A 22,930-nucleotide genomic window follows, 5' to 3' on the forward strand; every position below is an offset into this window, starting at 1 on the left:
CTCCTCGGATCAGTAGACGACCGACGGCAGCTTGGCCGTCTCGTCTGGTTTCTCGGACGTGTCGGGCCCCTTCTGCGCAGCCCGGATGATGAGTCGCACCTCGACGACGGCGAGGGCGGCGTAGATGGCGGTGAAGGCGACCAGCGAGATGAGCACCTCGAGGCCGGTGACCCCCGGCGATACGCCGTCCTGGGTGGTCATGAGACCGAACACGATCCACGGCTGGCGCCCCATCTCGGTGAACACCCAGCCGACGATGTTGGCCATGAGCGCGAGCGGGTACGACCAGATGGCGATCTTCCACATCCACGCCGCCGGCTCGCTCTTCGCGCCCTTGCGGGTGACCCACAGGCCCACCAGCGCGATCAGGGCGTGCGCCATGCCCAGGCCGATCATCCAGCGGAAGGCCCAGTAGGTGACCCACAGGATCGGGGTGAAGTCGGTGATGCCCGTGTCGGCATACGTCAGGGCGTACTCGGCGTTGAGGTCGTTGATGCCGTGGACGCAGCCGTCGAGCGAGTGATTCGACAGCACGGACAGCAGGTACGGCACCCGGATGGAGAACAGGTCGGTCTTGCCGTCTGGCGTGCCGAGGGTGAACAGGCTGAAGGCCGCGTCCGGGCCGCAGACCGTCTCGAACGTCGCCTCGGCGGCGGCCATCTTCATCGGCTGGGTGGCGTACATCGCGAGGCCGAGCTGGTCTCCGGTGATCGCCACTCCCGCGGTGGAGAACAGCATCGCCCAGAGGCCGAACTTCAGCGCGGGGCGCATCGTGTCGATGTGCTGCGCACGCGAGAGGTGCCACGCCGCCGTGGAGATGATCACACCGGCGGCGAACATGAACGCGCCGAAGATCGTGTGCGGGAACGCCGCCAGCGCGACCGGGTTGGTCAGCAGGGCGACGAAGTCGACCAGCTCCGCGCGGTTCGTGACCGGATTGTACTCATAGCCCACCGGGTTCTGCATGAAGGCGTTGGCCGCGATGATGAAGTACGCCGACAGGATCGTGCCGACCGCGACGCCCCAGATGGTGAGCGCGTGGATCTTCTGCGGCAGCTTGTCCCACCCGAAGATCCAGAGGCCGATGAACGTCGCCTCCAGGAAGAACGCCAGCAGCCCCTCGAACGCCAGCGGAGCGCCGAAGACGTCCCCGACGAAGCGGGAGTAGTCCGACCAGTTCATGCCGAACTGGAATTCCTGCACGATGCCGGTGACCACGCCCATCGCGAAGTTGATGAGGAAGATCTTGCCGAACAGGCGCGTGAGGTGCAGGTAGTGCACCTTGCCGGTGCGCACCCAGGCCGTCTGGAAGATCGCCGTGGCCGTGGCCATGCCGATCGTCAGCGGCACGAACAGGTAGTGGTAGACGGTGGTCAGACCGAACTGCCAGCGCGCCAGGGCGAGCGGATCGAGCCACTCCATGCGGATGCACCTCTTCTCAGGCGCCGGACGCTGCACACCGGCGCGTCCTCGCGAAGCGATCCGGATATCGGGCCCCGGATCATGAGCCGCCGTCCACGTGGATGTGGACGTGGCTCCAGGCTAGGCCGGGCCAGGGACAGATGCCAATCATGCCGCCGTGAATATCCGCGGCGCCCGGCGGGCGGACCGCCCTCAGGCCGTGACGAGCGCCTTCGGCCCCGGGGCCGGGTCGCTCGACGGGCGCTCGATCAGCTCGAGCTCGACGGTGCAGTCGTCCGACTGCTCCGGGGGGCGTACGCAGCGCGCCCGCAGCGGCCCGCCGGCCTGGGCGAGCACTCCCTGCATGATGGTGAGGTGCACCTGGCACAGCATCGGACGATCCTCGGGGGCGGATGCCGCGTGCGGGCACGGGGAGAGCTCCAGCGTCATGCCCGTCTCGTCGAACACCGGCTCGAAACCCGACTCCTCGAGGTCTTCGACCAGCGCGTCGAGCTGGTGCACCGCCTCCGCGCCCAGGGCCTCCACACCGGCATCCGGCACGACGCGCCGCATCAGGTCGCCCCGCCGCGCCGCCGCCTCGGCCTTGCCGCGGGCCACAGGGCTGGATGCCTCCGGCGCCCCGGTCGCTGCACTGAACAGCGTGCGCGGGCGGCCGCGCGTGGTGCGGTGCTCGGTGGTCTGGATGACGTAGCCGCCCTCGATGAGCCGCTGCAGGTGCTCCCGCACCGTGTTCGGATGCAGCCCGGTGGCCTCGGTCAGTTCCGCGATCGTCCGTTCCGGGCGGGACTGGACAAGGTGCAGGATGCGCACCCGTGAATAGCTTGAGATCGGGCCGTATACGACCTTCCCCTGGGTCATAACTTCATTTTCTCCGGTCCGCCGTGAAAAAACGAGACCGACAGCCGTAAATAAAGATCCGCTCGCCCGCCGGCCCGGCGCGACGCCGGTTCGCGCGGCGCCCCCGGCCGAGTGCACGCGGCACCGGGGCGCGGAGAGTCCAGGAGCCGCGGCCGATGTCGGCGGCCGCGGCTAGCCTTGCTGCATGGCCACCCGTCGCACCGCTCCCCCCGCCTACGTCTGCACAGAGTGCGGCTGGACGGCGGCGAAGTGGGCCGGGCGCTGCGGTGAGTGCCAGCAGTGGGGCACGGTCGTCGCCCAGGGCGAGAAGACCGGCATCGTGCGCCAGGTCGCCGCGGCGGCGCCGACGCGTTCCGCCCGCCCCATCACCGAGATCACCACGGTCGACGCCCCGCGGCGCACCAGCGGCGTCGGAGAGTTCGACCGCGTGCTCGGCGGTGGCATCGTGCCGGGTGCCGCGATCCTCCTCAGCGGCGAACCGGGCGTGGGGAAGTCGACGCTGCTCCTCGAGGTCGCCGCCCAGGCGGCGCGCGCCGGACGCAGGGTGCTCTACGCGAGCGCAGAGGAGTCGCCGGCCCAGGTGCGCCTGCGGGCCGAGCGCACCGGCGCACTGCACGACGAGCTCTACCTCGCGAGCGAGACCGATCTGGCCACCATCCTGGGTCACATCGACGAGGTTCGCCCGGAGCTGGTGATCGTCGACTCCGTGCAGACCGTCGCCTCCTCGCTCGTCGACGGCGCCGCCGGGCAGCCGAGCCAGGTGCGCGAGGTCGCCGCCACGCTGATCCGGGTGGCCAAGGAGCGCGACCTGCCGATCATCATCGTCGGGCACGTCACGAAAGACGGCCAGGTGGCCGGTCCCCGTGTGCTCGAGCACCTGGTCGACGTCGTCTGCCATTTCGAGGGAGACCGGCAGACCGCGCTGCGGTTCGTGCGGGCGCTGAAGAACCGTTTCGGTCCGACAGACGAAGTCGGCTGCTTCGAGATGACCGGAGCCGGCATCGCCGAGGTTCCCGACCCCAGCGGGCTGTTCCTCTCCCGCGGACGCCCGGAGCCCGGCACGTGCGTGGCCATCGCGATGGAGGGGCGCCGTGCCCTCCCCGTCGAGGTTCAGGCGCTCACGATCCCCACCCAGGCGCCCAACCCGCGGCGCGTGGTGCACGGGCTCGACTCTTCCCGCGTGGCGATGGTCCTGGCCATCCTCGAGCGCCGCGCGTCGATCAAGACCTCCGACCAGGACGTCTACGTCTCCACCGTGGGCGGGGTGCGGTTCACCGAGCCCGCCGCCGACCTCGCGATCGCCCTCGCCGTGGCGAGCTCGCTCGGCAACAGCCCCGTGCCGCGCACGTTCGCCGCCGTCGGCGAGCTGAGCCTCGCGGGCGAGGTGCGCCCCGTCACGCAGGCCGCACAGCGCCGCAGCGAAGCGGCCCGCCTCGGCTACGAACGGGTGATCGACGACCGCTCGGGGCGCCTGCGCGCGGCGCTGGGCGACATGCGCACCGCGTCCGCCCGGCCAGACGACGTCCCCGAGTTCTGACGGCGTCCTCCCGCCGCGACCATCGGCCCGGGCCGGAGGGCGCGGACGCTATGCCTCGCCGAGGCTGAGCACGCGCAGCAGTTCATCGGGCGACGCCTGCATCGGATGCGGCCCGGCGATATCGAGGAACACCGTCGTGATGGTGTCGCGATGTCTGGCCAGGAACGACGACAGCCAGGCCGGCGAGAAGATGCCCACCCCCGGCGGGAGGGTCTCCGGCTTGTTGCGGGCATCGCTGAACAGCAGCAGCGCGACCTGCCCGGTTGCGGCATCACGGTACGTCCACACCTCACCGCGGTCGAGCGGGTCGTCCCGGGTTCCCGCGGAGAGCAGCGGCACCACGATGTTCCCGTTCCGCAGCGCGAGCGCGACGGCCGCCATGTCCTGGCGCTCGAGCGCCTGCGCGAGCGCCTCGGAGCGGAACTCCTCTGGCGCCGGCTTCGTGGTCTTCGTGCTCTTCTTGGCGGCCATGCCTCCAGCCTAAGACGCCGGGGCCGCTGACCTCAGCGGTCGGCTACTCCAGGAAGACCTGCACGCTCTCCGACTCCGGCAGGCCACCGATCGAGACCCGTACGTGATACGAGGCACCGGCACCGGGGGCCTTCGGCCGGCTCTCGGGGGTCGCGCAGGTGTCGACGTTCGACCGGGTGCGGTCCCACACCACCGGCTCGGCGCTGGTCACCGTCTTGCCGGGCTCGAGCGTGACCTCCATGTCGACCGGGTTCTCCTGGCAGTCCGTCGAACGCCACCACACGTCGTTTCCGCTGGTCACCGTGAACGCCTGGGTGGTCGTGCCGACATTGAGGGTGCAGTCGTGCGCGCCGCGATTGGTGACCGCGATCGACATCTGCGGGTTCTGGCCGGCGGCATAGACCTCGGCATCCGTCACCGCGACGACCTCCACGTCGGAGGCCCGGCACGGCCCGAGCTCGGGCGGCTCGGTGGGGGTCGGCGTGCTCTCCACCGCTGCTTCCCCCTCCTGGTCGGGCTCAGCGGAGGCAGACGGATCCGCCGCAGGGCCGGCCGACGGAGTGTTCGACGCCGCGGGCTCGACCGGTTCGACCGTGTCCAGAGCCCGGGCGACGAGCGACCAGATCAGCGCCGTGATCGCCACGACCACCACCACCAGACCGAGCAGCACCACCAGCCGACGGCGGCGGTACACGGCGGGCGACGGACGTGAAGGCATGGCTCCAGGGTACGGCCGGCGGCTGAGCGGATGCCGCAGGGCAACGCCGCGGGATCAGAGGCGTTTGAGCATCCGCGTGTTGCCGAGCGTATTGGGCTTCACGTGCGCGAGGTCGAGGAACTCCGCGATGCCCTCGTCCGGGCTGCGCAGCAACTGCGAGTAGACATCGGGGTCGACCACGTGCTCGCCGATCGGGGCGAAACCGTGCCGCGCGAAGAAGTCGACCTCGAAGGTGAGGCAGAACAGCCGCGTGAGACCCAGGGCACGGGCGTCCTGCTCCAGACGATCCACGATCGCCCTGCCAACACCGCGGTGCAGCCAGTCCGGCCGGGTGAGGAGCGTGCGCACCTCGCCGAGGTCCTCCCACATCACGTGGAGCGCACCGCATCCCACGACCGCGCCGTCCACCTCGGCCACCACGAACTGCTGAACTGATTCGTAGAGCACCACGAGATCCTTGCCGAGCAGGATGCGCTGCGCCACGAACGGCTCCAACAGGTCATGGATCGTCGGAACATCGGCTGCGCGCGCATGCCGCACCAGGAACTCGCTCACACGAAAAGCCTAGAACCGCCGGCCCGCCGACACGGCCTGGTTCTCACAGGAGTTTTGCGGCGAGCGCGACACCGGCCGTCTCAGCGCCCGATGTATCGCCCAGGGCGGTGGTTCATCGCGAGCACGAGGTTCAGCAGCACGGCCCCCGCCGCGCTCAGCAGGACGCCCGGCCACGGCATCACCAGCAGCGCCCCGAGCACGATCAGGACGTCGAAGACCATCAGCGTCCAGCCCGCGCGGAAGCCGGTGCGGTCCTGCACGATCAGCGCGATGATGTTGACGCCGCCGAGGCTGCCCCGGTGGCGGAACACGATCAGCAGGCCGACGCCGGCGAGCAGATTTCCCGCGAGCGTGCCGTAGACCGGCTGGATGTCGTCGATCTGCACCATGTGTCCGTGCAGCACGGAGAAGCCGGAGACCAGCCCGATCCCGAGCGCCGTGCGCAGGGTGAAGCTCCAGCCGCGGCGGCGGATGGCCAGCACCACGAACGGCAGGTTGACCGCGGCGAAGATCGCCCAGAACGGCCAGCCGGTTCCCAGCCCGATGAGCAGCGCCAGGCCGGCTGTGCCGCCGGTCACCGCACCGCACACCTTCAGCAGGTATAGGCCGAGGGAGACGAGGAACGTCCCGGTCAGCAGCCCCAGCACGTCCTCGGGGATGGAATGCCTGGTCGCCTTCTCCTCGAAGACGAGTGATGGACCGGTCTCGGGATGCTTCGCGGGCATGTCGGTCACGAGCATTCATTCTCGCAGGCCGTCGCTCGGCGCAGGTCCCCCGATCCGACGGCAGGAAAACAGGCAGACAGCGCCAGAACAGGCCGGTTCTGGGGGGATGGGCCTGTTCTGGCGCTGTCTGCCTGTTTTCCTGCGGCGGTGTCAGCCGCGCGCGGCCTCCGCACGGTCGGCGCTGTCGATGTGCACACCGTGCGCGTCGGCGAGAAGGCGGATGACGTCCTCCTGCTGCTTGCGGCTCTCCTCCTCGCTCCAGCCGAGCGGACCGGCGATCGCCTCAGCGACCTCGGCGATGGTCTCTGCCGTCATCCCACCAACGAAGGCGAGCGAGGTGCGCCGGAGCAGCACGTCGGCGAGCGTGACGACCTGCTCGGTCTCGGCCAGGTACGCCAGTTCGTCGCGGGTGTACTCCGGAGCGTGCGGCAGCGGCTCCTGCGGCGCGTCGAGGGCGTCGAGGAGAGCCGCAGCGCGCGTGCCGTACCGGGAGAGCATGCGCTCGGCGAACGCGGCATCGTGCTCGCCGCGGTGCGCGTCGATCCAGGTGCGGCGTTCCCGCGGCGAACGCGGGAAGCCCTCTCCGCCGCCGATCGCGCGGTCCAGCGTCGACACGGTGCGTGCGCGCCCCAGACGGTTGAGCACGGCGTCCGCCAGGGTCTCCCCGAGTGCGCGGAAGGTGGTCCACTTGCCGCCCACGAGGCTGATGAGCGGGGTGCCGCCGAGCGTGCCGTCCTCGAGCCGGTAGTCGCGCGACACGAAACCGGGGGCCATGTCGTCGTGGCGGGGCAGGGGGCGGATGCCGGCGAAGGAGTACACGATCTGCGAACGATCGACCGTGATGTTGGGGAACACCTGGGCGACGAGCTCGAAGAAGTAGTCGATCTCCTCCTCCGTGCAGTGCACCGGCTTGGAGGGGTCGGCATCGATGTCGGTGGTGCCGACCATCACGCGTCCCTTGAGCGGGTAGATGAGCACGATGCGGCCGTCTGCGGCCTCGAAGAAGATCTCGTTGCCCCGGGTCGCCGCGGCGAGCTCCGGGTTGTCGAGCACGATGTGCGAGCCCTTGGTTCCCCCCATGAAGGAGGTCGGCTTGCCGAGCGCCCGGTTGGTGAGATCGGTCCACGGACCGCTGGTGTTCACGACCACCTTCGCGTGGATGTCGAACCGCTCTCCGGTGATCTCGTCCTGCACGGTGACGGCGCCGTCGTTCTCGCCCACCGCCGCGACGTAGTTCACGGCGCGCGCGTGGGGGCCGGTGCGCAGCCCGTCGTAGAGCACGTCGAGCGCGAGGCGCTCCGGGTCGTGCATCGACGCGTCATGGTACGTCGCGGTGTAGCGGAAGCGGTCGTCGAGCTCCGGGAAGGCACGCTGCGATGCGCGCTTGCCGCGCATGTGGTGCCGCGGCACGGAGCCGCCGTCGCGCGAGAAGAGGTCGTAGATGATCATCCCGACCTTGATCAGCAGCGCACCGCGCTCGCGCGGCTTGCCCGTGCCGTGGGTGACGAGCAGGCGCAGCGGCGCGGTGAGAATGCCGGAGAAGGTCTTGGCGATGGGGATCGTGGTCGGCAGCGGCTTGACGTAGTGCGGCGCGTTGCGCACCAGCCGGTTGCGCTCGGTGACCGACTCCTTGACCAGCCGCAGCTCGCCGTTCTCCAGATAGCGCACACCACCGTGGATCATGTGGCTCGACGCTGAGGAGGCGCCGGAAACGAAATCGCCCCGCTCGATGAGGACCACGTCGACGCCCTGGAGGGCGAGATCGCGGAAGGTGGCGATGCCGTTGATACCGCCGCCGATGATCAGCACGTCCGTCTCCGGCCGCTTGCGCAGCTCGGTGATGGCCTCTCGCTCCGGCTTCGTCGCTGACATGACCTCACGTCTCCTCTCGTGGCTCATGTCGCGCTCGGCACTGAGCCTGTGGATGGACTTGGTTCCAGATGGAACCTCATTAGACTCTCTCTCAGATACGCACTTCGGTGCAAGGTATCTGGAAACAATTGCGCAGCGGAGTGAACGTGACACGAACGTTCACAGCAAGGAGGCCGACGGTGTCTGATGCATCGCACACCCGTTCTGAGACCGCTCTGCGCGCCGCGCAGCTGTACTACCTGCAGGATCTCAACATGGACGCGATCGCGCGGGAGATGAACCTCTCCCGCTCGTCGGTCTCGCGCCTGATCTCGTTCGCCCGGGATTCCGGCCTCGTGCAGATCAGCGTCACGTCGCCGCAGGCGGCGATGGGCGACATCGGCCAGCGCATCTCGGACGTGCACGGAATCGCGGTGCACATCGTCCCGACTCCGCCCCGCGCGACCGAGGCGGAACGCCTGGAGCGCACGTCCGTCTCGGCGGCCCGGATCCTGGCGACGATGGCCGACTCGAACCAGGTCATCGGGATCGCCTGGGGTGCCACGGTCTCCGCGATCGGGCGCCAGCTGCCCACCAAGGCGCTGCACAACGCGCACGTGGTGCAGATGAACGGCGCAGCCAACACGCATTCCTCCGGCGTTGCGTACGCGGGTGCGCAGCTCGAGCAGTTCGGCAAGGCCTTCGGTGCGGAGATCCATCATTTCCCCGTTCCGGCGCTGTTCGATGACCCCCTCACCAAGCAGGCGATGTGGCGCGAGCGCTCGGTCAGGGCGGTGCTCGACATCCAGGAGCAGGTGAATCTGTTCGTGTTCGGCCTCGGCTCCCCCAAGGCCCACATGCCGTCGCACGTCTACGCCGGGGACTATGTGACGGCGACCGACCTGCGCAGCATCGTGCGCGACGGCGTGGTGGGCGATTGCGCGACCCGGTTCTTCCGTGCAGACGGGTCGAGCGACGACATCGCGCTGAACAACCGTTCGAGCGGGCCGGACTTCCCCACGGTGCGGCAGATCCCGCACCGTGTGTGCGTGGTGTCGAGCCTGTCCAAGATCGAGGCGGTCCGCGGCGCACTGAGCGCCGGGCTGATCACCGAGCTGGTGATCGAGGAGTCGGTGGCTCGCGCGCTGGCCGAGGGCTGAGCCGCCCGCCCAGCCCCAGAACAGGCGAACAACCCCAGAACAGGCCCTTTCCGGAAACTTCGGCCTGTTCTGGGGTTGTTCGCCTGTTCTGGGGCTGGGGTAGACGCAGGCGGGGCGGCCCCCGAAAGGACCGCCCCGCCTGCGCATCAGCCGACGTCCGCTACTCGCCGCTCGCGATCAGATCGGGCGTCGCGCTCACACCGCCACCGGTGTTCACACCCACCGCGACCCGCTCGCCGCGCGGACCGCTCTCGAAGGCGAACGCGCCGTCCACGACGTCGACCTTCACATGATCGCCCGCGTTGAGCTGGCCGTGGAGGATGCGCTCGGAGAGCTGGTCCTCGATCTCGCGCTGCATCGCACGACGCAGCGGTCGGGCACCCAGCGCCGGGTCGAAGCCGATCTCGATGAGCTTGTCCTTCGCGGAATCCGACAGCTCCACCGTCATGTCGCGGTCGAGCAGGCGGTCGCCCAGCTGCTTGGTGAACAGCCCCACGATCTGGCGCAGCTCGTCCTTCGACAGCTGCGGGAAGACGATGATGTCATCGACGCGGTTGAGGAACTCTGGCTTGAAGTGACGCTTGAGCTCCTCGTCGACCTTGCCCTTCATCCGCTCGTAGGTCGTCTGCTGGTTGCCCTCGATCTGGAAACCGACCGGGCCACCGGCGATGGCCGAGGAGCCGAGGTTCGTCGTCATGATGATGACGGTGTTCTTGAAGTCGACGACGCGACCCTGACCGTCGGTCAGACGCCCCTCTTCGAGGATCTGCAGCAGCGAGTTGAAGATGTCGGGGTGGGCCTTCTCGATCTCGTCGAACAGCACCACAGAGAACGGCTTGCGGCGCACCTTCTCGGTGAGCTGACCGCCCTCCTCGAAGCCGACGAAGCCGGGAGGGGCACCGAACAGGCGTGAGACGGTGTGCTTCTCCCCGAACTCGCTCATGTCGAGCGAGATCAGTGCGCCCTCGTCGTCGAAGAGGAACTCGGCGAGCGCCTTGGCCAGCTCGGTCTTTCCGACGCCGGTGGGGCCGGCGAAGATGAACGAGCCGGAGGGACGCTTCGGGTCCTTGAGACCGGCCCGCTGGCGGCGGATCGTGCGCGACAGAGCGGCGATCGCCTCCTCCTGACCGACGACGCGCTGGTGCAGCGCCTTCTCCATGAACACCAGGCGGCTGGACTCCTCCTCGGTGAGCTTGAACACCGGGATCCCGGTGGCCTGGGCGAGCACCTCGGCGATCAGGCCCTCGTCGACGACAGCGCCGGAGGCGACGTCGCCGGAGCGCCACTGCTTCTCCAGGCGCAGCCGCTCGGCGAGGAGCTCCTTCTCCTGGTCGCGCAGAGCCGCGGCCTTCTCGAAGTCCTGCTCCTCGGAGGCCGCCTCCTTCTGTGTGCGCACATCGGCGATCCGCTCGTCGAACTCGCGGAGCTCAGGCGGAGAGGACAGGATGCTCAGACGCAGACGCGCGCCCGCCTCGTCGATCAGGTCGATGGCCTTGTCGGGGAGGAAGCGGTCGGAGATGTAGCGGTCGGCGAGGTTGGCCGCTGCGACGATCGCGCCGTCGGTGATCTGCACCTTGTGGTGCGCCTCGTAGCGGTCGCGCAGCCCCTTGAGGATGTTGATCGCGTGCGGCAGGTTCGGTTCGTTCACCTGCACCGGCTGGAAGCGGCGCTCGAGCGCCGCGTCCTTCTCGAAGTGCTTGCGGTACTCGTCGAGCGTGGTGGCGCCGATGGTCTGCAGCTCGCCGCGCGCGAGCAGCGGCTTCAGGATGGATGCGGCGTCGATCGCTCCCTCGGCGGCGCCCGCCCCCACGAGCGTGTGGATCTCGTCGATGAAGACGATGATGTCGCCGCGGGTGCGGATCTCCTTGGTGACCTTCTTCAGGCGCTCCTCGAAGTCGCCGCGGTAGCGGGAGCCGGCGATGAGCGAGCCGAGGTCGAGCGAGTAGAGCTGCTTGTCCTTGAGGGTCTCGGGCACATCGCCCTTGACGATCGCCTGGGCGAGGCCCTCGACGACGGCGGTCTTGCCGACACCGGGCTCGCCGATCAGGACGGGGTTGTTCTTGGAGCGGCGCGAGAGGATCTGCATGACCCGCTCGGCCTCCTTCTCCCGGCCGATGACCGGGTCGAGCTTGTTGTCGCGCGCGGCCTGGGTGAGGTTGCGGCCGAACTGGTCCAGGATCTGGGAGCCGGCCTGCTGGGTCTGCTGGTTCTCGTGCGCGGCGCCGGAGACGGCGGCGGGCTCACGGCCGCCGGCGGCGCCGGAGAGCAGCTGGATGACCTGCTGGCGCACCTTGTTGAGGTCTGCGCCGAGCTTGACGAGCACCTGCGCGGCGACACCCTCCCCCTCGCGGATGAGGCCGAGGAGGATGTGCTCCGTGCCGATGTAGTTGTGGCCGAGCTGCAGCGCTTCGCGCAGGCTCAGCTCCAGCACCTTCTTCGCACGGGGGGTGAAGGGAATGTGGCCGGTGGGCTGCTGCTGGCCCTGACCGATGATGTCCTGCACCTGCTCACGCACCGCGTCGAGCGAGATCCCCAGCGACTCCAGCGCCTTGGCTGCGGCGCCCTCACCCTCGTGGATGAGGCCGAGGAGGATGTGCTCCGTGCCGATGTAGTTGTGGTTGAGCATCTTCGCCTCTTCCTGGGCGAGGACGACCACCCGGCGGGCCCGGTCGGTGAATCTCTCGAACATGCTGTGCTCCTTGTTCGCTGGGCTGCTCTGATGCCCCTCAAGCGGGCTCTCGAATGCCCTTGCATCGAGAGTAACGACCACGCCGGAGCCCGATGCCCGTGTTCGCCGTCGGCATACCTCCCCCGCTCTCTTTCTCTCTCCGCTTCGACGGGGGGGGGGAGATCCCGGGGGCTGGGGGCGCGGGGTTGCGGCGCGGGAGGAGGGAGCGTATGTTAACGATCATCGATAATATCGATAAACGATATCTCGGGAGCGCGAAAACAACGCGAGCACGAGAACAAGGAGAACGAGGGACACCGGAGGAACCATGGGAAGTGAGCGGATGTCAGCGGACGATGCCTCAGCGAGCCGGCCCACACGCTCCGACGCGAGCGCCTGGTGGTTCTTCATCGCCGTCGGAGCAGCGATCGCCGTGTTCACCATCGTGCGCGGCGCGATCCGCATCGCCGAGGTGCTGCCCGGCCACGGCGTCCGTGTCTTCGCGGAGTTCTCCGGCACCATCGCCGACGCCCCGATCGGACCGGGCGGCGCCCCCGTCCCCGTCGAGCTCAAAAGCGCCTGGCTCACCGCGCCGGCCCTGCCGGTGGCATCGATCGGGGCTCTCGTGCTGGAGCAGATCGTCGCGATGATGGCGATCCTCACCGTGATCATCTGCCTCCTGCTGGTCCTCCGCGGCGTCCTGCAGGGCAGGATCTTCTCCCGGACCAACACCCGGCTCATCAACACCGCCGCCGGCGCCGGCCTCGCCGGCTTCGTCCTCGCGCCGTTCTTCTCGAACATGGGCACCAACGGCGCCTTCGCCTGGCTCTCGGCGCGAACCTTCGACAACATCGTGCTCTCGGCCGACCTCACCCAGCTGTTCGCGATCGCCTTCGCCGCCGCCCTCCTGATCACCACCTTCACCGTCGGCGAGCGCCTGCAGCACGAAACGGAGGGGCTGGTATGAGCGCCACCACAGATAGCCTCTGGCACGCGCTGCTCGTCGTCGGGGTCAGTCTCCTGGTCTGTGCCCTGGTCATCGGCGCCATGATCCTGATCGGCCGCTGGCGCGGCAACACCATGATCGCGATCACCGCCACGGAACTGCTGGCATTCGCGTGGATCACGCTGTGCCTGCTGGGTGTGGCGTTCTCCGTCTACACCCTGCTCGCCCAGCCCGGCGTGTACGTGAACGACCATGTGCGCGACGCGACGATGTCGGGAGACAACCTCGACAAGATCACCTGCACCGACACGACGGAGGTGTCGTCGCCGGGAATCATGTGCGGCTTCACCGAGATCGTCGGGCTCCCCCTGGGGCCGCGGGTCCTGCTCGCCATCGCGAAAGCGGTGCTGACCGCCACGCAGGCTCTGCCCGCCTGGGCGATCCTCGTCGCCGCACGGGGCGCCGGCCGGGGCGCGCCCTTCGACCGGCGCGTGACACGCGCCTTCCTGGTGACCGGAGTGCTCTTCCCCGTCCTGTTCACCCTCGGCACGGTGCTGGATCAGATCGCCGCGACCGTCGCCCTGCGCATGCTCCCCTGGGCCGGGCCCGCGGACGGGACGGGTGGCGGCGCCTGGGTGCCCTTCACGCTGAGCGTGCCCCTGACGACCGCGCTCGCGGTGTCGCTGGGGTGCTTCGCGCTCGCCTCGATCTTCCGTCACGGCGCCGCGCTGCAGGACGAAGCAGCCCGGCTCCGGAAGGAGACGGACGGCCTGGTATGAGCCCCGACGACGATGACACCGGCATCCACTGTCGCCTCGACGAGCTCCTCGCCGAGCGCGGCATGACCCTCACCGAACTGAGCGCCCGGGTCGGTGTGAGCGTCGTGAACCTGTCGGTGCTGAAGAACGACCGGGCGCGAGCCATCCGGTACTCGACGTTGCGCGCGGTGTGCGATGCGCTCGACTGCGAGGTAGGCGACCTGCTGGTGCTGGCGCGGCGCCCGTGAGCACGACGGCAGACCGACGCTCGCCGGCCTGAGCGGCGCGGCGAACCCGCCCGCCGGACGGCGGGACGCGACCCCCAGGAGTCGGCGGTCAGGGGGCCGACGTAGGGTGGACGCATGTCTGCGCAGATCCGCCCCTCCGCCGCCCGCCGCCTGCTGTTCGCCCTCCCCGCCGCTGCGCTCGCACTCTCGCTGACCGCATGCTCTGGCGCGCCCGCCGAGCGTCCCAGCGCAGACGAGCTCGCGGACGGCCTGTCGATCATGGTCGAGAACGAGCAGAAGGGCGCGAGCGACAAGATCGGCCAGGACGGCTTCGACTGCATCGCCGGCATGCTTCTGGACTCGGATCTCTCGGACGAGACCCTCGCGAACTACGCCAGGGGCGAAGACGCCACCCCGCAGACCGACGCCGATCTGGCCACTCAGGTCATCGCCCAGGCGAACCTGATGTGCGTGACGCCTGCCGAGTAACACCCGGCAGCCCGCATCGCTCGCCGCGCCGCGGGCACCGCGTCACCGGACCGGGGCCGCGTCGGGGTCCTCCCGTCCCGGCAGGGCTCCGCGGGCGTCCAGGGCGGACTCCTCGGCATCCATCGCGGTGATGAGGTCGCGCATGACCTCCTCGCTCAGGGTGCCGGCGTCGCGCTCGTGCAACAGCACCTCTCGTCGGATCCCGAGCCAGGAGCGCGACAGCGCGGGCAGCACGTCCCTGGCCGCCCGGTGCACGGCGGCATTGACCGGCTCCTCCTCCCTGGCGCTGTCCGTCGCCGCCTCGACCTTGAGCATCCGCTCGGCGTAGCGGTCGAAGATCGCCAGTTCCTCGGGAGGCCGCGTGCGGGCCCACTCGGCGCGGACCGTGCGCAGATACTGCTTTCCGGCCTCGCGGCTGCGCCGCCGCACGAGAGCGAGCTCGCGCCGATCGGCCTCGCGCTCGCTGTCGTCTGCGATGTCGAGGCGGCGGATCAGCACCGGCAGGGTGAGGCCCTGCAGCAGCAGCGTGCCGACTGTCACGACGAAGGCGACCACGACGATGATGTGCTCCGCACGATCGGAGAGGCCGGCGAGGTCTGCAGCCGCCACCGCGGTGGCGAGTGTGACCACACCGCGCATCCCGGCCCACGAGATCACGATGTTGTCTTTGAGGGTGAGCGTCGGGGCCGTCATCAGCGCTCGCATCCGATCGGCCTCCTCGATCGTGAGCTCTCGACGGTGCCGGCCGATCCGCTTCTTCGTCGGGGGGACGCCGCTCATCGCCGCTTCCTGGGCACGATCGAGCCGGCGCAGCTGCGCACTCTGGTGCATCCGCCCCCATGCCGACGCAGGGAACACGAACGCCGGTCGCACCAGCAGCACCACCAGCAGCACAACCCCGGCGCCGAGCAGCACCTCGGACACCGACTCTGACCCCAGATCGCTCAGCACCCGCGGCAGCTGCAGGCCGATGTAGGCGAACACGAAGCTCTCGAGCAGGAAGTCCATCGACCGCCATACCGGCGCCTCATGCTGCCGCGTGCGGTAGCTCGTGCGGGGTGAGTTGTATCCCACGTACAGCCCCATCGCCACGACGGCCAGCACCCCGGAGCCATGCAGATGCTCGGCGATCGCATAAGCCCCGAAGGGCACGAGCAGACCGGCGGTGCCGATGACGACGGCGTCGGGCACGCGCATCCGCAGCTGGTGCAGCAGCACACCGAACAGCAGGCCGATCGCGATGCCCACCGCCACGGCGAGCAGGAACTCCGCGACACCGTCCCAGACTGTGACGGTCGCTCCGGCCACGACGGCCGCGAACACCCGGTACAGGGTGAGCGAGGTGGCGTCGTTGATGAGGCTCTCCCCCGAGAGCACCGTCATCACACGACGAGGGAGACCGAGCTGGCGGCCGATCGCCGCCGCCGAGACCGCATCGGGCGGGGCCACGATCGCCCCCAGCAGCAACGCCGCCGGCAGGCTGAGCGCGGGAAAGATCAACCAGGCGACGAGCCCCACCGCGGCCGTGGTGACCACCACGAGCCCGATCCCCAGGCGGCGGATCTGCGGCAGGCTCCGCCGGAAGCTGACGAACGACACATCGAGAGAAGCCGAATACAGCAACGGCGGCAGCACGACGCTCAGCAGCACATGACCGTCGATGTTGAGATGGGGAGCGAACGGCAGGAACGACGCCGCGATCGCCACGACCGTCACGAGCAGGGGCGCGGGCCAGCCGCGCCAGCGCGCGACCGCGGCCACCGCGACAGCGCCGACCAGCATGTAGAAGAGTCCGGCATCCATGCGAGAAGCGTAAACCGGGCGTATTGCCAGAAGGTGACCGACGGTCGCATTCCCCAACTCAGGAATTATCGCGACGGAAGGGCGGAAGAGGCCGCATTGCGGCCTCCGACGGACATTCCGCCTGAGTTGGGAATTTGCTGTGGGGCGGAATGCCGCGCGCCGCGGCGCGGTTGCATCTGCAGATGGATGCCGCAGCCCCCGCCCTCTCCGTTCTCGATCTCGTTCCGGTGCGATCGCAGCGGAACGGCCCGGCGCAGACCAGCGCCCAGGCCGTCGCCGCATCGCTCGACCTCGCCCGGCACGCCGACGCCCTCGGCTACCGCCGGTACTGGTTCGCCGAGCACCACAACATGCCCGCGGTGGCCTCGACATCGCCGCCCGTGCTGATCGCCGCCGCCGCGACGCAGACCGCACGGATCCGCCTGGGATCCGGCGGCGTGATGCTGCCGAACCACTCCCCGCTCATCGTCGCAGAGCAGTTCGCCGCACTCGAGGCGATCGCACCGGGCCGCATCGACCTCGGTCTCGGACGAGCCCCCGGCAGCGACCCCGTCATCACCCAGCTGTTGCGCACGTCGGGCACCACGAGCGATGTCTCGCGCTTTCCCGAGCACATCCGCGACATCGCCCTCATGGTCGATCCGGACGGCGCCACCGTGGAGTTCACCAGCGGCGGCACCTACGCCGTGCGTGCGACCCCCGCGGCGACCAGCAGTCCAGAGGTGTGGCTGTTGGGATCGAGTGACTACTCGGCAAGCCTCGCGGCGTCCGCAGGTCTCCCCTACGTGTTCGCCAACCACTTCTCCGGCGAAGGCCTCGACCACGCGCTGCGGCTGTATCGCAGCCAGTACCGGCCCAGCCCGGAGCACCCGGAACCGCGCACGTTCCTCACCATGAACGTCGTCGCAGCACCGACAGAGGAGGAGGCGGCGCTGCGTGCCCTGCCACAGCTGCGGATGATGGCCAGGCTCCGTCGCAACCACCCGCTGACCGCACTGGAGACCGTCGAGCAGGCGCAGGCCGCGCTGGCCGAGAAGCCGGACCCGGTCGAGGAGCAGATGCACGAGCAGACCCGTGCCCGCTGGATCATCGGCACCGCCGACGACGTCCGCGCGCGCCTCGCCGATGTGGCACGGCAGTACGACGTCGACGAGGTCATGATCTCCCCGGTGGCCGGGGCGTTCGAGGGAGAGCCGCTGGACGTCTCGACCGGGCGCGTGCAGACCCTGGAGCTGCTCGCGCCGAACGCCCGCGGATAGCCCCGCGCCGCGCGGAGCTAATCCGATTCGACCCCGGAGATGATGTCGCGCAGCCAGTCGCGCGCCTCGACGAAGACGTCGTCTGCATAGCGCTGCGGGTACTGCACGATCTGCCGGTCGGCCCGCGGGTAGGACCCGAGAAAGACCACGCGGGGGCTGAACCGGCGCAGTCCCAGCAGGGCGTCGGCCATGCGCTCGTCGTTGATGTGGCCATCGGCGTCGATCACGAACCGGTAGCGGCCGAGGGCGTCGCCGATCGGCCGCGACTCGATCAGCGAGAGGTTGATGCCGCGCGTCGAGAACTGCTCGAGCAGCTCGAGGAGGGCCCCCGGATGGTCGTCGGGCAGCTCGGCGATGAGCGAGGTCTTGTCTGCGCCGGTGGGCGCCGGGGACGGGCCGGTGCGGGTGACCAGCACGAACCGCGTCACGGCCTGGTCGTTGTCGCCGATGTGCTCGGCGAGCACCGTGACCTCGTGGTGGTCGACCACCCCGGGGGCGGCGATCGCGGCGTCCGCGGGCAGCGTCCCGTCGAGCATGCCGGTGGCGGAGGCCACGTTGCTCGCGGCGGGCAGATGCGCATGCTCGGGGATGTTCGCGCTCAGCCACTCGGTGCACTGCGCGTATGCGACGGGATGTGCGGCGATGACGCCGACGTCTTCGATGCGGGTGCCGGGCGGGGCGACGAGCACGAAGTCGACCGACACCAGGTACTCCCCCGCGATGCGCAGCCCCGGGCGGGTGGCGAGGGCGTCCTGCGTGGTGGAGACGCCGCCCTCGATCGAGTTCTCGATCGCGATGACCGCCGCGTGACTGCGGCCTTCGAGCACGTCGGCGAAGGCCTCCCCGACGTTGTTCACTGCGCGCCATTGCTGACCGCGGGCCTCCGGCACCTGCGCGAGCGCCGCCTCGGTGAAGGTGCCAGCAGGACCCAGATAGCTGTACGCGCGGCGTTCGGTCACGGCGTTCAGCCTAGTCCTGCGCGCGAGGTGCCTCCGGACTGTCCCTCCCGAACTCAGGCAGAACCGGAGCCGGCGGCCCCAGCGGCGGCCGTTTCCGTTGCCGGGGCGGAATCTGCCTGAGTTGGGGAGGAGCGGCGGCCGCGCTGTCGAAGCGGTGGGCGCGCGGGAGCGGCGGCGATTCCGGCCGTGAGGATGCGCCGAGGCGGCGCCCCGTGCAGACTAGGCGCATGACGAGCCGTGCCGGCCTCCCCGCGGAGGAAAGTGACCTCATCGACATCGACGAGCTGATCGCCGCCTATTACGACCGCTCGCCCGATCCCGCCGTTCCGGCGCAGCGGGTGGCGTTCGGCACGAGCGGGCACCGCGGTTCTTCCCTGTCTTCGAGCTTCAACGAAGACCATATTCTCGCCACCACCCAGGCCATCGTCGAGTACCGCCGCGCTCAGGGCATCCGCGGGCCGCTCTTCCTGGGCCGCGACACCCACGCGCTCTCGTTGCCCGCGGAGCGCAGTGCCGTCGAGGTGCTCGTCGCCGGTGGCGTCGACGTCCGTCTCGACTCCCGCGACGCCTGGGTGCCGACCCCGGCGCTGAGCCACGCGATCCTGACGCACAACCGCGGCCGCGCCGCGGACGACCCCGAGCGCGCGGACGGCATCATCATCACGCCGTCGCACAACCCGCCGCGCGACGGCGGCTTCAAGTACAACCCGCCGCACGGCGGCCCCGCAGACACCGACGCGACCGGCTGGATCGCCGACCGCGCCAACGCGCTGCTCGAGGCGGGCCTCGACGGCGTCGAGCGGGTCCGTTTCGCCGACATCGATGCGGCCGGGCTGGGTTCCTACGACTTCCGCGACGCCTACGTGCGCGATCTGCCGACGATCATCGACATCGACGCGATCCGCACGGCGGGCGTCCGTATCGGCGCAGATCCGATGGGTGGGGCATCGGTGGAGTACTGGGCCCTCATCGCCGAGGTGCACGGCCTCGACCTCACCGTGGTCAACCCCGACGTCGACCCCACGTGGCGCTTCATGACGCTGGACTGGGACGAGAAGATCCGCATGGACCCGTCGTCGCCGTCGGCGATGGCATCGCTCGTGGCGAAGAAGGCCGACTACGACATCCTCACCGGCAACGATGCCGACGCCGACCGGCACGGGATCGTGACCCCGGACGCCGGGCTGATGAACCCGAACCACTTCCTCGCGGTCGCGATCGACTATCTCTTCGCGCATCGGGAGGGATGGCCGACCGATGCGGCGATCGGCAAGACGCTCGTGTCGTCCATGATCATCGACCGGGTCGCGCAGTCCCTCGGCCGCACGCTCGTGGAGGTGCCGGTGGGCTTCAAGTGGTTCGTCCCCGGCCTGCTCGACGGCTCCGTCGCGTTCGGCGGCGAGGAGTCGGCAGGTGCGTCCTTCCTGCGGAAGGACGGCTCGGTGTGGTCGACCGACAAGGACGGCATCCTGCTGTGCCTGCTCGCCGCGGAGATCGTCGCGGTGACCGGCAAGACCCCGTCGCAGCGTTACCGCGAGCTCGAGGAGGCCTTCGGGGCATCGGCCTATCAGCGCGTCGACGCCCCAGCGACGCCCGAGCAGAAGGCGACGCTGGCCAAGCTGTCTCCGGAAGCCGTCAGCGCGACGACGCTGGCCGGCGAGCCCATCACGGCGAAGCTGTCGCATGCCCCCGGCAACGGCGCGGCGATCGGCGGGCTCAAGGTGCAGACCGACTCGGCGTGGTTCGCTGCGCGCCCGTCCGGCACCGAGGACGTCTACAAGCTGTATGCGGAGAGCCTGCGCGGCCCCGAGCACCTCGCCGAGGTGCAGGCGGAGGCGCGTGCGGTGGTGGCTGCCGCCCTCGGCGACTAGGAACGGCTCCGGTCGGCGCACGAAGGGAGCCCCGATGACCCGCCTGCAGCCCGCGACCCTCGACGCGACGACGCCCGGCACGTCTGTGCCGGGCTACGACCGGACCGGGATCACCTGCGGCATCGCGCACATCGGCGTGGGGGGATTCCACCGCGCCCACCAGGCGCTGATCGTCGATGATCTGCTCGGGCAGGGCGATGCCCGGGACTGGGGCATCATGGGGATCGGCGTGCGCGCGGAGGACTCCGCGATGCGGACGGCGCTGAACGCCCAGGGCGGGCTGTACACCCTCGTGGAGAAGTACCCGGACGGCACCCGCAGCGCCCGGGTGATCGGATCGATCATCGGCATGCTCACCGTGCCGGAGGATGGCAGCGAGGCGGTGCTCGCCCTGCTGAGCGCACCGACCACGCGCATCGTCTCGCTCACGATCACCGAGGGCGGCTACCGCATCGACCGGGCCACCGGCGCGTTCGATCTGGACGCCCCCGACATCGCCGCCGATCTCGTGGCCGGGGCGGAGCCGCGCACCGTCTTCGGTCTCATCACGGCGGCGCTGCGCCGGCGCCGTGCCGCCGGTGTCCCGGCGTTCACCGTCATGAGCTGCGACAATCTGCCGGACAACGGCGGTATCACCCGCCGGGCTGTCGGCGCATTCGCCCGCGCGCAAGACCCGGATCTGGCCGACTGGATCGAGCAGAGCGTGAGCTTCCCCAGCTCGATGGTCGACCGCATCACCCCGGTCACCACCGATCGTGATCGCGCCGAGACGGCGTCGCTCACCGGTCTCGACGACGCCTGGCCGGTGGTGTGCGAGCCGTTCCTGCAGTGGGTGCTGGAGGATGCGTTCTGCGCCGGTCGGCCGGCCTTCGAGCGCACCCGGGTGCAGGTGACGTCGGAGGTGGAACCGTACGAGCTGATGAAGCTGCGACTGCTCAACGTCTCGCACCAGGCGCTGGCGTACTTCTCGCATCTGCTCGGATACCGGCTGGTGCACGAGGCCGTCGCCGACCCGCTCATCGTCGATCTGCTGCAGCGCTACATGGCCGACGAGGCGACGCCGACGCTGCGTCCCGTACCGGGGATCGATCTGCCCGCGTACCGCGCGGAGCTCATCGCCCGGTTCGCCAACCCGGAGGTGCGCGACACCGTTGCCCGGCTGTGCTCCGACACAAGCGACCGCATTCCGCAATGGCTGGTTCCTGTCGTCAGGGAACGGTTGGACGCCGGGGGCGACGTCATCCGCTCGGCGGCGGTGATCGCCTCGTGGGCACGCTATGCCACCGGCGTCGACGAGCAGGGCGCGCCGATCGAGGTGGTCGACAGCCGACGCGACGAGATCATGGCTGCGGCTGCCGCCGGAGACGATCCGCTCGGGTTCGTGCGCGATGACACACTGTTCGGCGATCTCTCCTCCCGTCCGGGATTCACCGTGCCTTACCTGCGCGCCGTGGCCGTGCTGCGCGAGCGCGGTGCGCGGGCGCTCCTGACCGAGCTCGCGGCCTCCTGAGGGTTCCGGCGGCTCGGACTGGCAGAATCGAGAGGATCGTGCACGCCAGCCGGTGTGACAGCCTCGGCGACCCGCACGGTCCGTCTCATCAGAGCCCAAGGGGGAACCACATGTCCTGGCTGGTCACCGGCGGCGCCGGCTACATCGGCGCGCACGTCGTACGCGCTCTCACGGATGCCGGGATCACCCCGGTCGTGATCGACAACCTCGTGAGCGGCCGCGGGTCGTTCGTGCCGGCTGACGTCGCCCTCGTCGAGGCCAGCATCCTCGACCGTGACGCCGTGCTGACGACCCTGCGCGAGCACGACGTCGAGGGCGTGATCCACGTCGCCGGGTTCAAGTACGCCGGTGTGTCGGTGCAGCGCCCGCTGCACACCTACGAGCAGAACGTCGACGGCACGCGCGTGCTGCTCGACGCGATGGCGGAGGCCGGCGTGGCCAACATGGTGTTCTCGTCGAGCGCCGCGGTGTTCGGCACGCCGGACGTCGCCCTCGTCGAGGAGGACACCCCCAAGCGCCCGGCAAGCCCGTACGGCGAGTCGAAGCTGATCGGGGAATGGCTGCTGCGCGATCAGGGCATCGCGACGGCGGATACCGATGCCCCGCTGCGGCACACGTCGCTGCGGTACTTCAACGTGGTCGGCTCTGCCGACCCGACGGTGTTCGACACGAGCCCGCACAACCTCTTCCCGCTGGTGTTCGAGGCGCTGCTCGAGGGACGCACCCCGAAGATCTTCGGCGACGACTACGACACGCCGGACGGCACCAACGTGCGCGACTACGTGCACGTCGGCGACATCGCCGCTGCCCATGCGGTGGCCGCGCAGCGCCTGGCCTCCGGCCAGCCGATCGAGCCGGCGTACAACCTCGGCTCCGGCGACGGTCTGTCTGTGCGGCAGATCATGGACGCGATGGTGCGCGTCACCGGCATCGACTTCCGCCCGGAGATCTCGCCGCGCCGGCCCGGAGACCCCGACCGCATCGTGGCGACCGGAGAGCTGGCTGCACGGGACCTCGACTGGCGGATGCGGTACTCCGTGGACGAGATGGTCCGCACCGGCTGGGAGGCACGCCGCGCTGCCGGATGACGATCCACCCGTGACGCGCCGAGGCACGCCTGCGCACGGATGACCGGGAGAATGT

General features: G+C 69.7%; 20 protein-coding genes. 10 read left to right on the top strand and 10 right to left on the bottom strand.

What is annotated here, in order from left to right; genetic code table 11:
* Positions 1 to 9: 9 nt before the first annotated feature.
* Positions 10 to 1,422 (bottom strand): cytochrome ubiquinol oxidase subunit I, encoded by a 1,413-nt coding sequence (locus AC3RXY_RS01845; protein WP_491509171.1) that lies wholly within the window; start codon positions 1,420 to 1,422, stop codon positions 10 to 12.
* Positions 1,423 to 1,614: 192 nt separating this feature from the next.
* On the bottom strand, positions 1,615 to 2,280 hold the full coding sequence (locus tag AC3RXY_RS01850; RefSeq protein ID WP_491509172.1) for a helix-turn-helix transcriptional regulator: 666 nt from the start codon (positions 2,278 to 2,280) through the stop codon (positions 1,615 to 1,617).
* A 184-nt stretch (positions 2,281 to 2,464) separates the two neighbouring features.
* Here AC3RXY_RS01850 and radA point away from each other — a divergent pair, with 184 nt between their 5' ends.
* Positions 2,465 to 3,817, top strand: a complete 1,353-nt coding sequence (gene radA / locus AC3RXY_RS01855) for a DNA repair protein RadA (protein ID WP_491509173.1) — start codon at positions 2,465 to 2,467, stop codon at positions 3,815 to 3,817.
* A 48-nt stretch (positions 3,818 to 3,865) separates the two neighbouring features.
* Here radA and AC3RXY_RS01860 read toward each other — a convergent pair whose 3' ends face one another.
* From AC3RXY_RS01860 to AC3RXY_RS01880, 5 genes are all read right to left on the bottom strand, one after another.
* On the bottom strand, positions 3,866 to 4,288 hold the full coding sequence (locus AC3RXY_RS01860; RefSeq protein WP_491509174.1) for a dehydrogenase: 423 nt from the start codon (positions 4,286 to 4,288) through the stop codon (positions 3,866 to 3,868).
* Between the two features lie 43 nt (positions 4,289 to 4,331).
* Positions 4,332 to 5,006 carry a hypothetical protein gene (locus tag AC3RXY_RS01865; protein ID WP_491509175.1) on the bottom strand — a complete coding sequence of 225 codons (675 nt, stop codon included), beginning with the start codon at positions 5,004 to 5,006 and terminating at the stop codon, positions 4,332 to 4,334.
* Between the two features lie 54 nt (positions 5,007 to 5,060).
* Positions 5,061 to 5,561 (bottom strand): amino-acid N-acetyltransferase, encoded by a 501-nt coding sequence (locus AC3RXY_RS01870; protein ID WP_491509176.1) that lies wholly within the window; start codon positions 5,559 to 5,561, stop codon positions 5,061 to 5,063.
* 80 nt (positions 5,562 to 5,641) lie between these two features.
* On the bottom strand, positions 5,642 to 6,286 hold the full coding sequence (locus AC3RXY_RS01875; protein WP_491509400.1) for a YitT family protein: 645 nt from the start codon (positions 6,284 to 6,286) through the stop codon (positions 5,642 to 5,644).
* Between the two features lie 150 nt (positions 6,287 to 6,436).
* Complete coding sequence (locus AC3RXY_RS01880) at positions 6,437 to 8,158, bottom strand: glycerol-3-phosphate dehydrogenase/oxidase (RefSeq protein WP_491509177.1); 1,722 nt, start codon at positions 8,156 to 8,158, stop codon at positions 6,437 to 6,439.
* 179 nt (positions 8,159 to 8,337) lie between these two features.
* Here AC3RXY_RS01880 and AC3RXY_RS01885 point away from each other — a divergent pair, with 179 nt between their 5' ends.
* The gene (locus AC3RXY_RS01885) at positions 8,338 to 9,297 is read left to right on the top strand and encodes a sugar-binding transcriptional regulator (RefSeq protein WP_491509178.1); all 960 of its coding nucleotides are present in this window, start codon (positions 8,338 to 8,340) and stop codon (positions 9,295 to 9,297) included.
* 160 nt (positions 9,298 to 9,457) lie between these two features.
* Here AC3RXY_RS01885 and AC3RXY_RS01890 read toward each other — a convergent pair whose 3' ends face one another.
* Positions 9,458 to 11,986, bottom strand: a complete 2,529-nt coding sequence (locus tag AC3RXY_RS01890; RefSeq protein WP_491509179.1) for an ATP-dependent Clp protease ATP-binding subunit — start codon at positions 11,984 to 11,986, stop codon at positions 9,458 to 9,460.
* Positions 11,987 to 12,308: 322 nt separating this feature from the next.
* Between AC3RXY_RS01890 and AC3RXY_RS01895 the strand changes: the two genes are divergently transcribed.
* From AC3RXY_RS01895 to AC3RXY_RS01910, 4 genes are all read left to right on the top strand, one after another.
* Positions 12,309 to 12,932, top strand: coding sequence for a hypothetical protein (locus AC3RXY_RS01895; protein WP_491509180.1), 624 nt, complete (start codon positions 12,309 to 12,311; stop codon positions 12,930 to 12,932).
* Positions 12,929 to 13,690 (top strand): hypothetical protein, encoded by a 762-nt coding sequence (locus AC3RXY_RS01900; RefSeq protein WP_491509181.1) that lies wholly within the window; start codon positions 12,929 to 12,931, stop codon positions 13,688 to 13,690. Before AC3RXY_RS01895 ends, AC3RXY_RS01900 begins: the two co-directional genes overlap by 4 nt.
* The gene (locus AC3RXY_RS01905; protein ID WP_491509182.1) at positions 13,687 to 13,917 is read left to right on the top strand and encodes a helix-turn-helix domain-containing protein; all 231 of its coding nucleotides are present in this window, start codon (positions 13,687 to 13,689) and stop codon (positions 13,915 to 13,917) included. Before AC3RXY_RS01900 ends, AC3RXY_RS01905 begins: the two co-directional genes overlap by 4 nt.
* 114 nt (positions 13,918 to 14,031) lie before the next feature.
* Positions 14,032 to 14,385: a hypothetical protein gene (locus tag AC3RXY_RS01910; RefSeq protein WP_491509183.1), complete on the top strand. Its 354-nt coding sequence runs from the start codon at positions 14,032 to 14,034 to the stop codon at positions 14,383 to 14,385.
* A 42-nt stretch (positions 14,386 to 14,427) separates the two neighbouring features.
* Here the strand turns inward: AC3RXY_RS01910 and AC3RXY_RS01915 are convergent, their stop codons facing one another.
* A complete protein-coding gene (locus AC3RXY_RS01915) occupies positions 14,428 to 16,188 on the bottom strand; it encodes a cation:proton antiporter domain-containing protein (RefSeq protein WP_491509184.1) in 1,761 nt (586 codons plus the stop codon).
* Positions 16,189 to 16,370: 182 nt separating this feature from the next.
* Here AC3RXY_RS01915 and AC3RXY_RS01920 point away from each other — a divergent pair, with 182 nt between their 5' ends.
* Positions 16,371 to 17,447 (top strand): LLM class flavin-dependent oxidoreductase, encoded by a 1,077-nt coding sequence (locus tag AC3RXY_RS01920; protein ID WP_491509185.1) that lies wholly within the window; start codon positions 16,371 to 16,373, stop codon positions 17,445 to 17,447.
* Between the two features lie 17 nt (positions 17,448 to 17,464).
* On the opposite strand, the gene pheA is transcribed toward AC3RXY_RS01920, so the two are convergent.
* On the bottom strand, positions 17,465 to 18,415 hold the full coding sequence (pheA, locus tag AC3RXY_RS01925) for a prephenate dehydratase (protein ID WP_491509401.1): 951 nt from the start codon (positions 18,413 to 18,415) through the stop codon (positions 17,465 to 17,467).
* A 218-nt stretch (positions 18,416 to 18,633) separates the two neighbouring features.
* Here pheA and pgm point away from each other — a divergent pair, with 218 nt between their 5' ends.
* The 3 genes from pgm to galE all read left to right on the top strand — a co-directional run bounded on the left by pgm (position 18,634) and on the right by galE (position 22,875).
* Positions 18,634 to 20,277: a phosphoglucomutase (alpha-D-glucose-1,6-bisphosphate-dependent) gene (gene pgm / locus AC3RXY_RS01930; protein WP_491509186.1), complete on the top strand. Its 1,644-nt coding sequence runs from the start codon at positions 18,634 to 18,636 to the stop codon at positions 20,275 to 20,277.
* A 34-nt stretch (positions 20,278 to 20,311) separates the two neighbouring features.
* Positions 20,312 to 21,787: a mannitol dehydrogenase family protein gene (locus AC3RXY_RS01935; RefSeq protein ID WP_491509187.1), complete on the top strand. Its 1,476-nt coding sequence runs from the start codon at positions 20,312 to 20,314 to the stop codon at positions 21,785 to 21,787.
* Positions 21,788 to 21,897: 110 nt separating this feature from the next.
* Positions 21,898 to 22,875, top strand: coding sequence for a UDP-glucose 4-epimerase GalE (gene galE / locus AC3RXY_RS01940; RefSeq protein ID WP_491509188.1), 978 nt, complete (start codon positions 21,898 to 21,900; stop codon positions 22,873 to 22,875).
* Positions 22,876 to 22,930: the final 55 nt, after the last annotated feature.

The organism is Microbacterium longlingense (genome assembly GCF_058349825.2).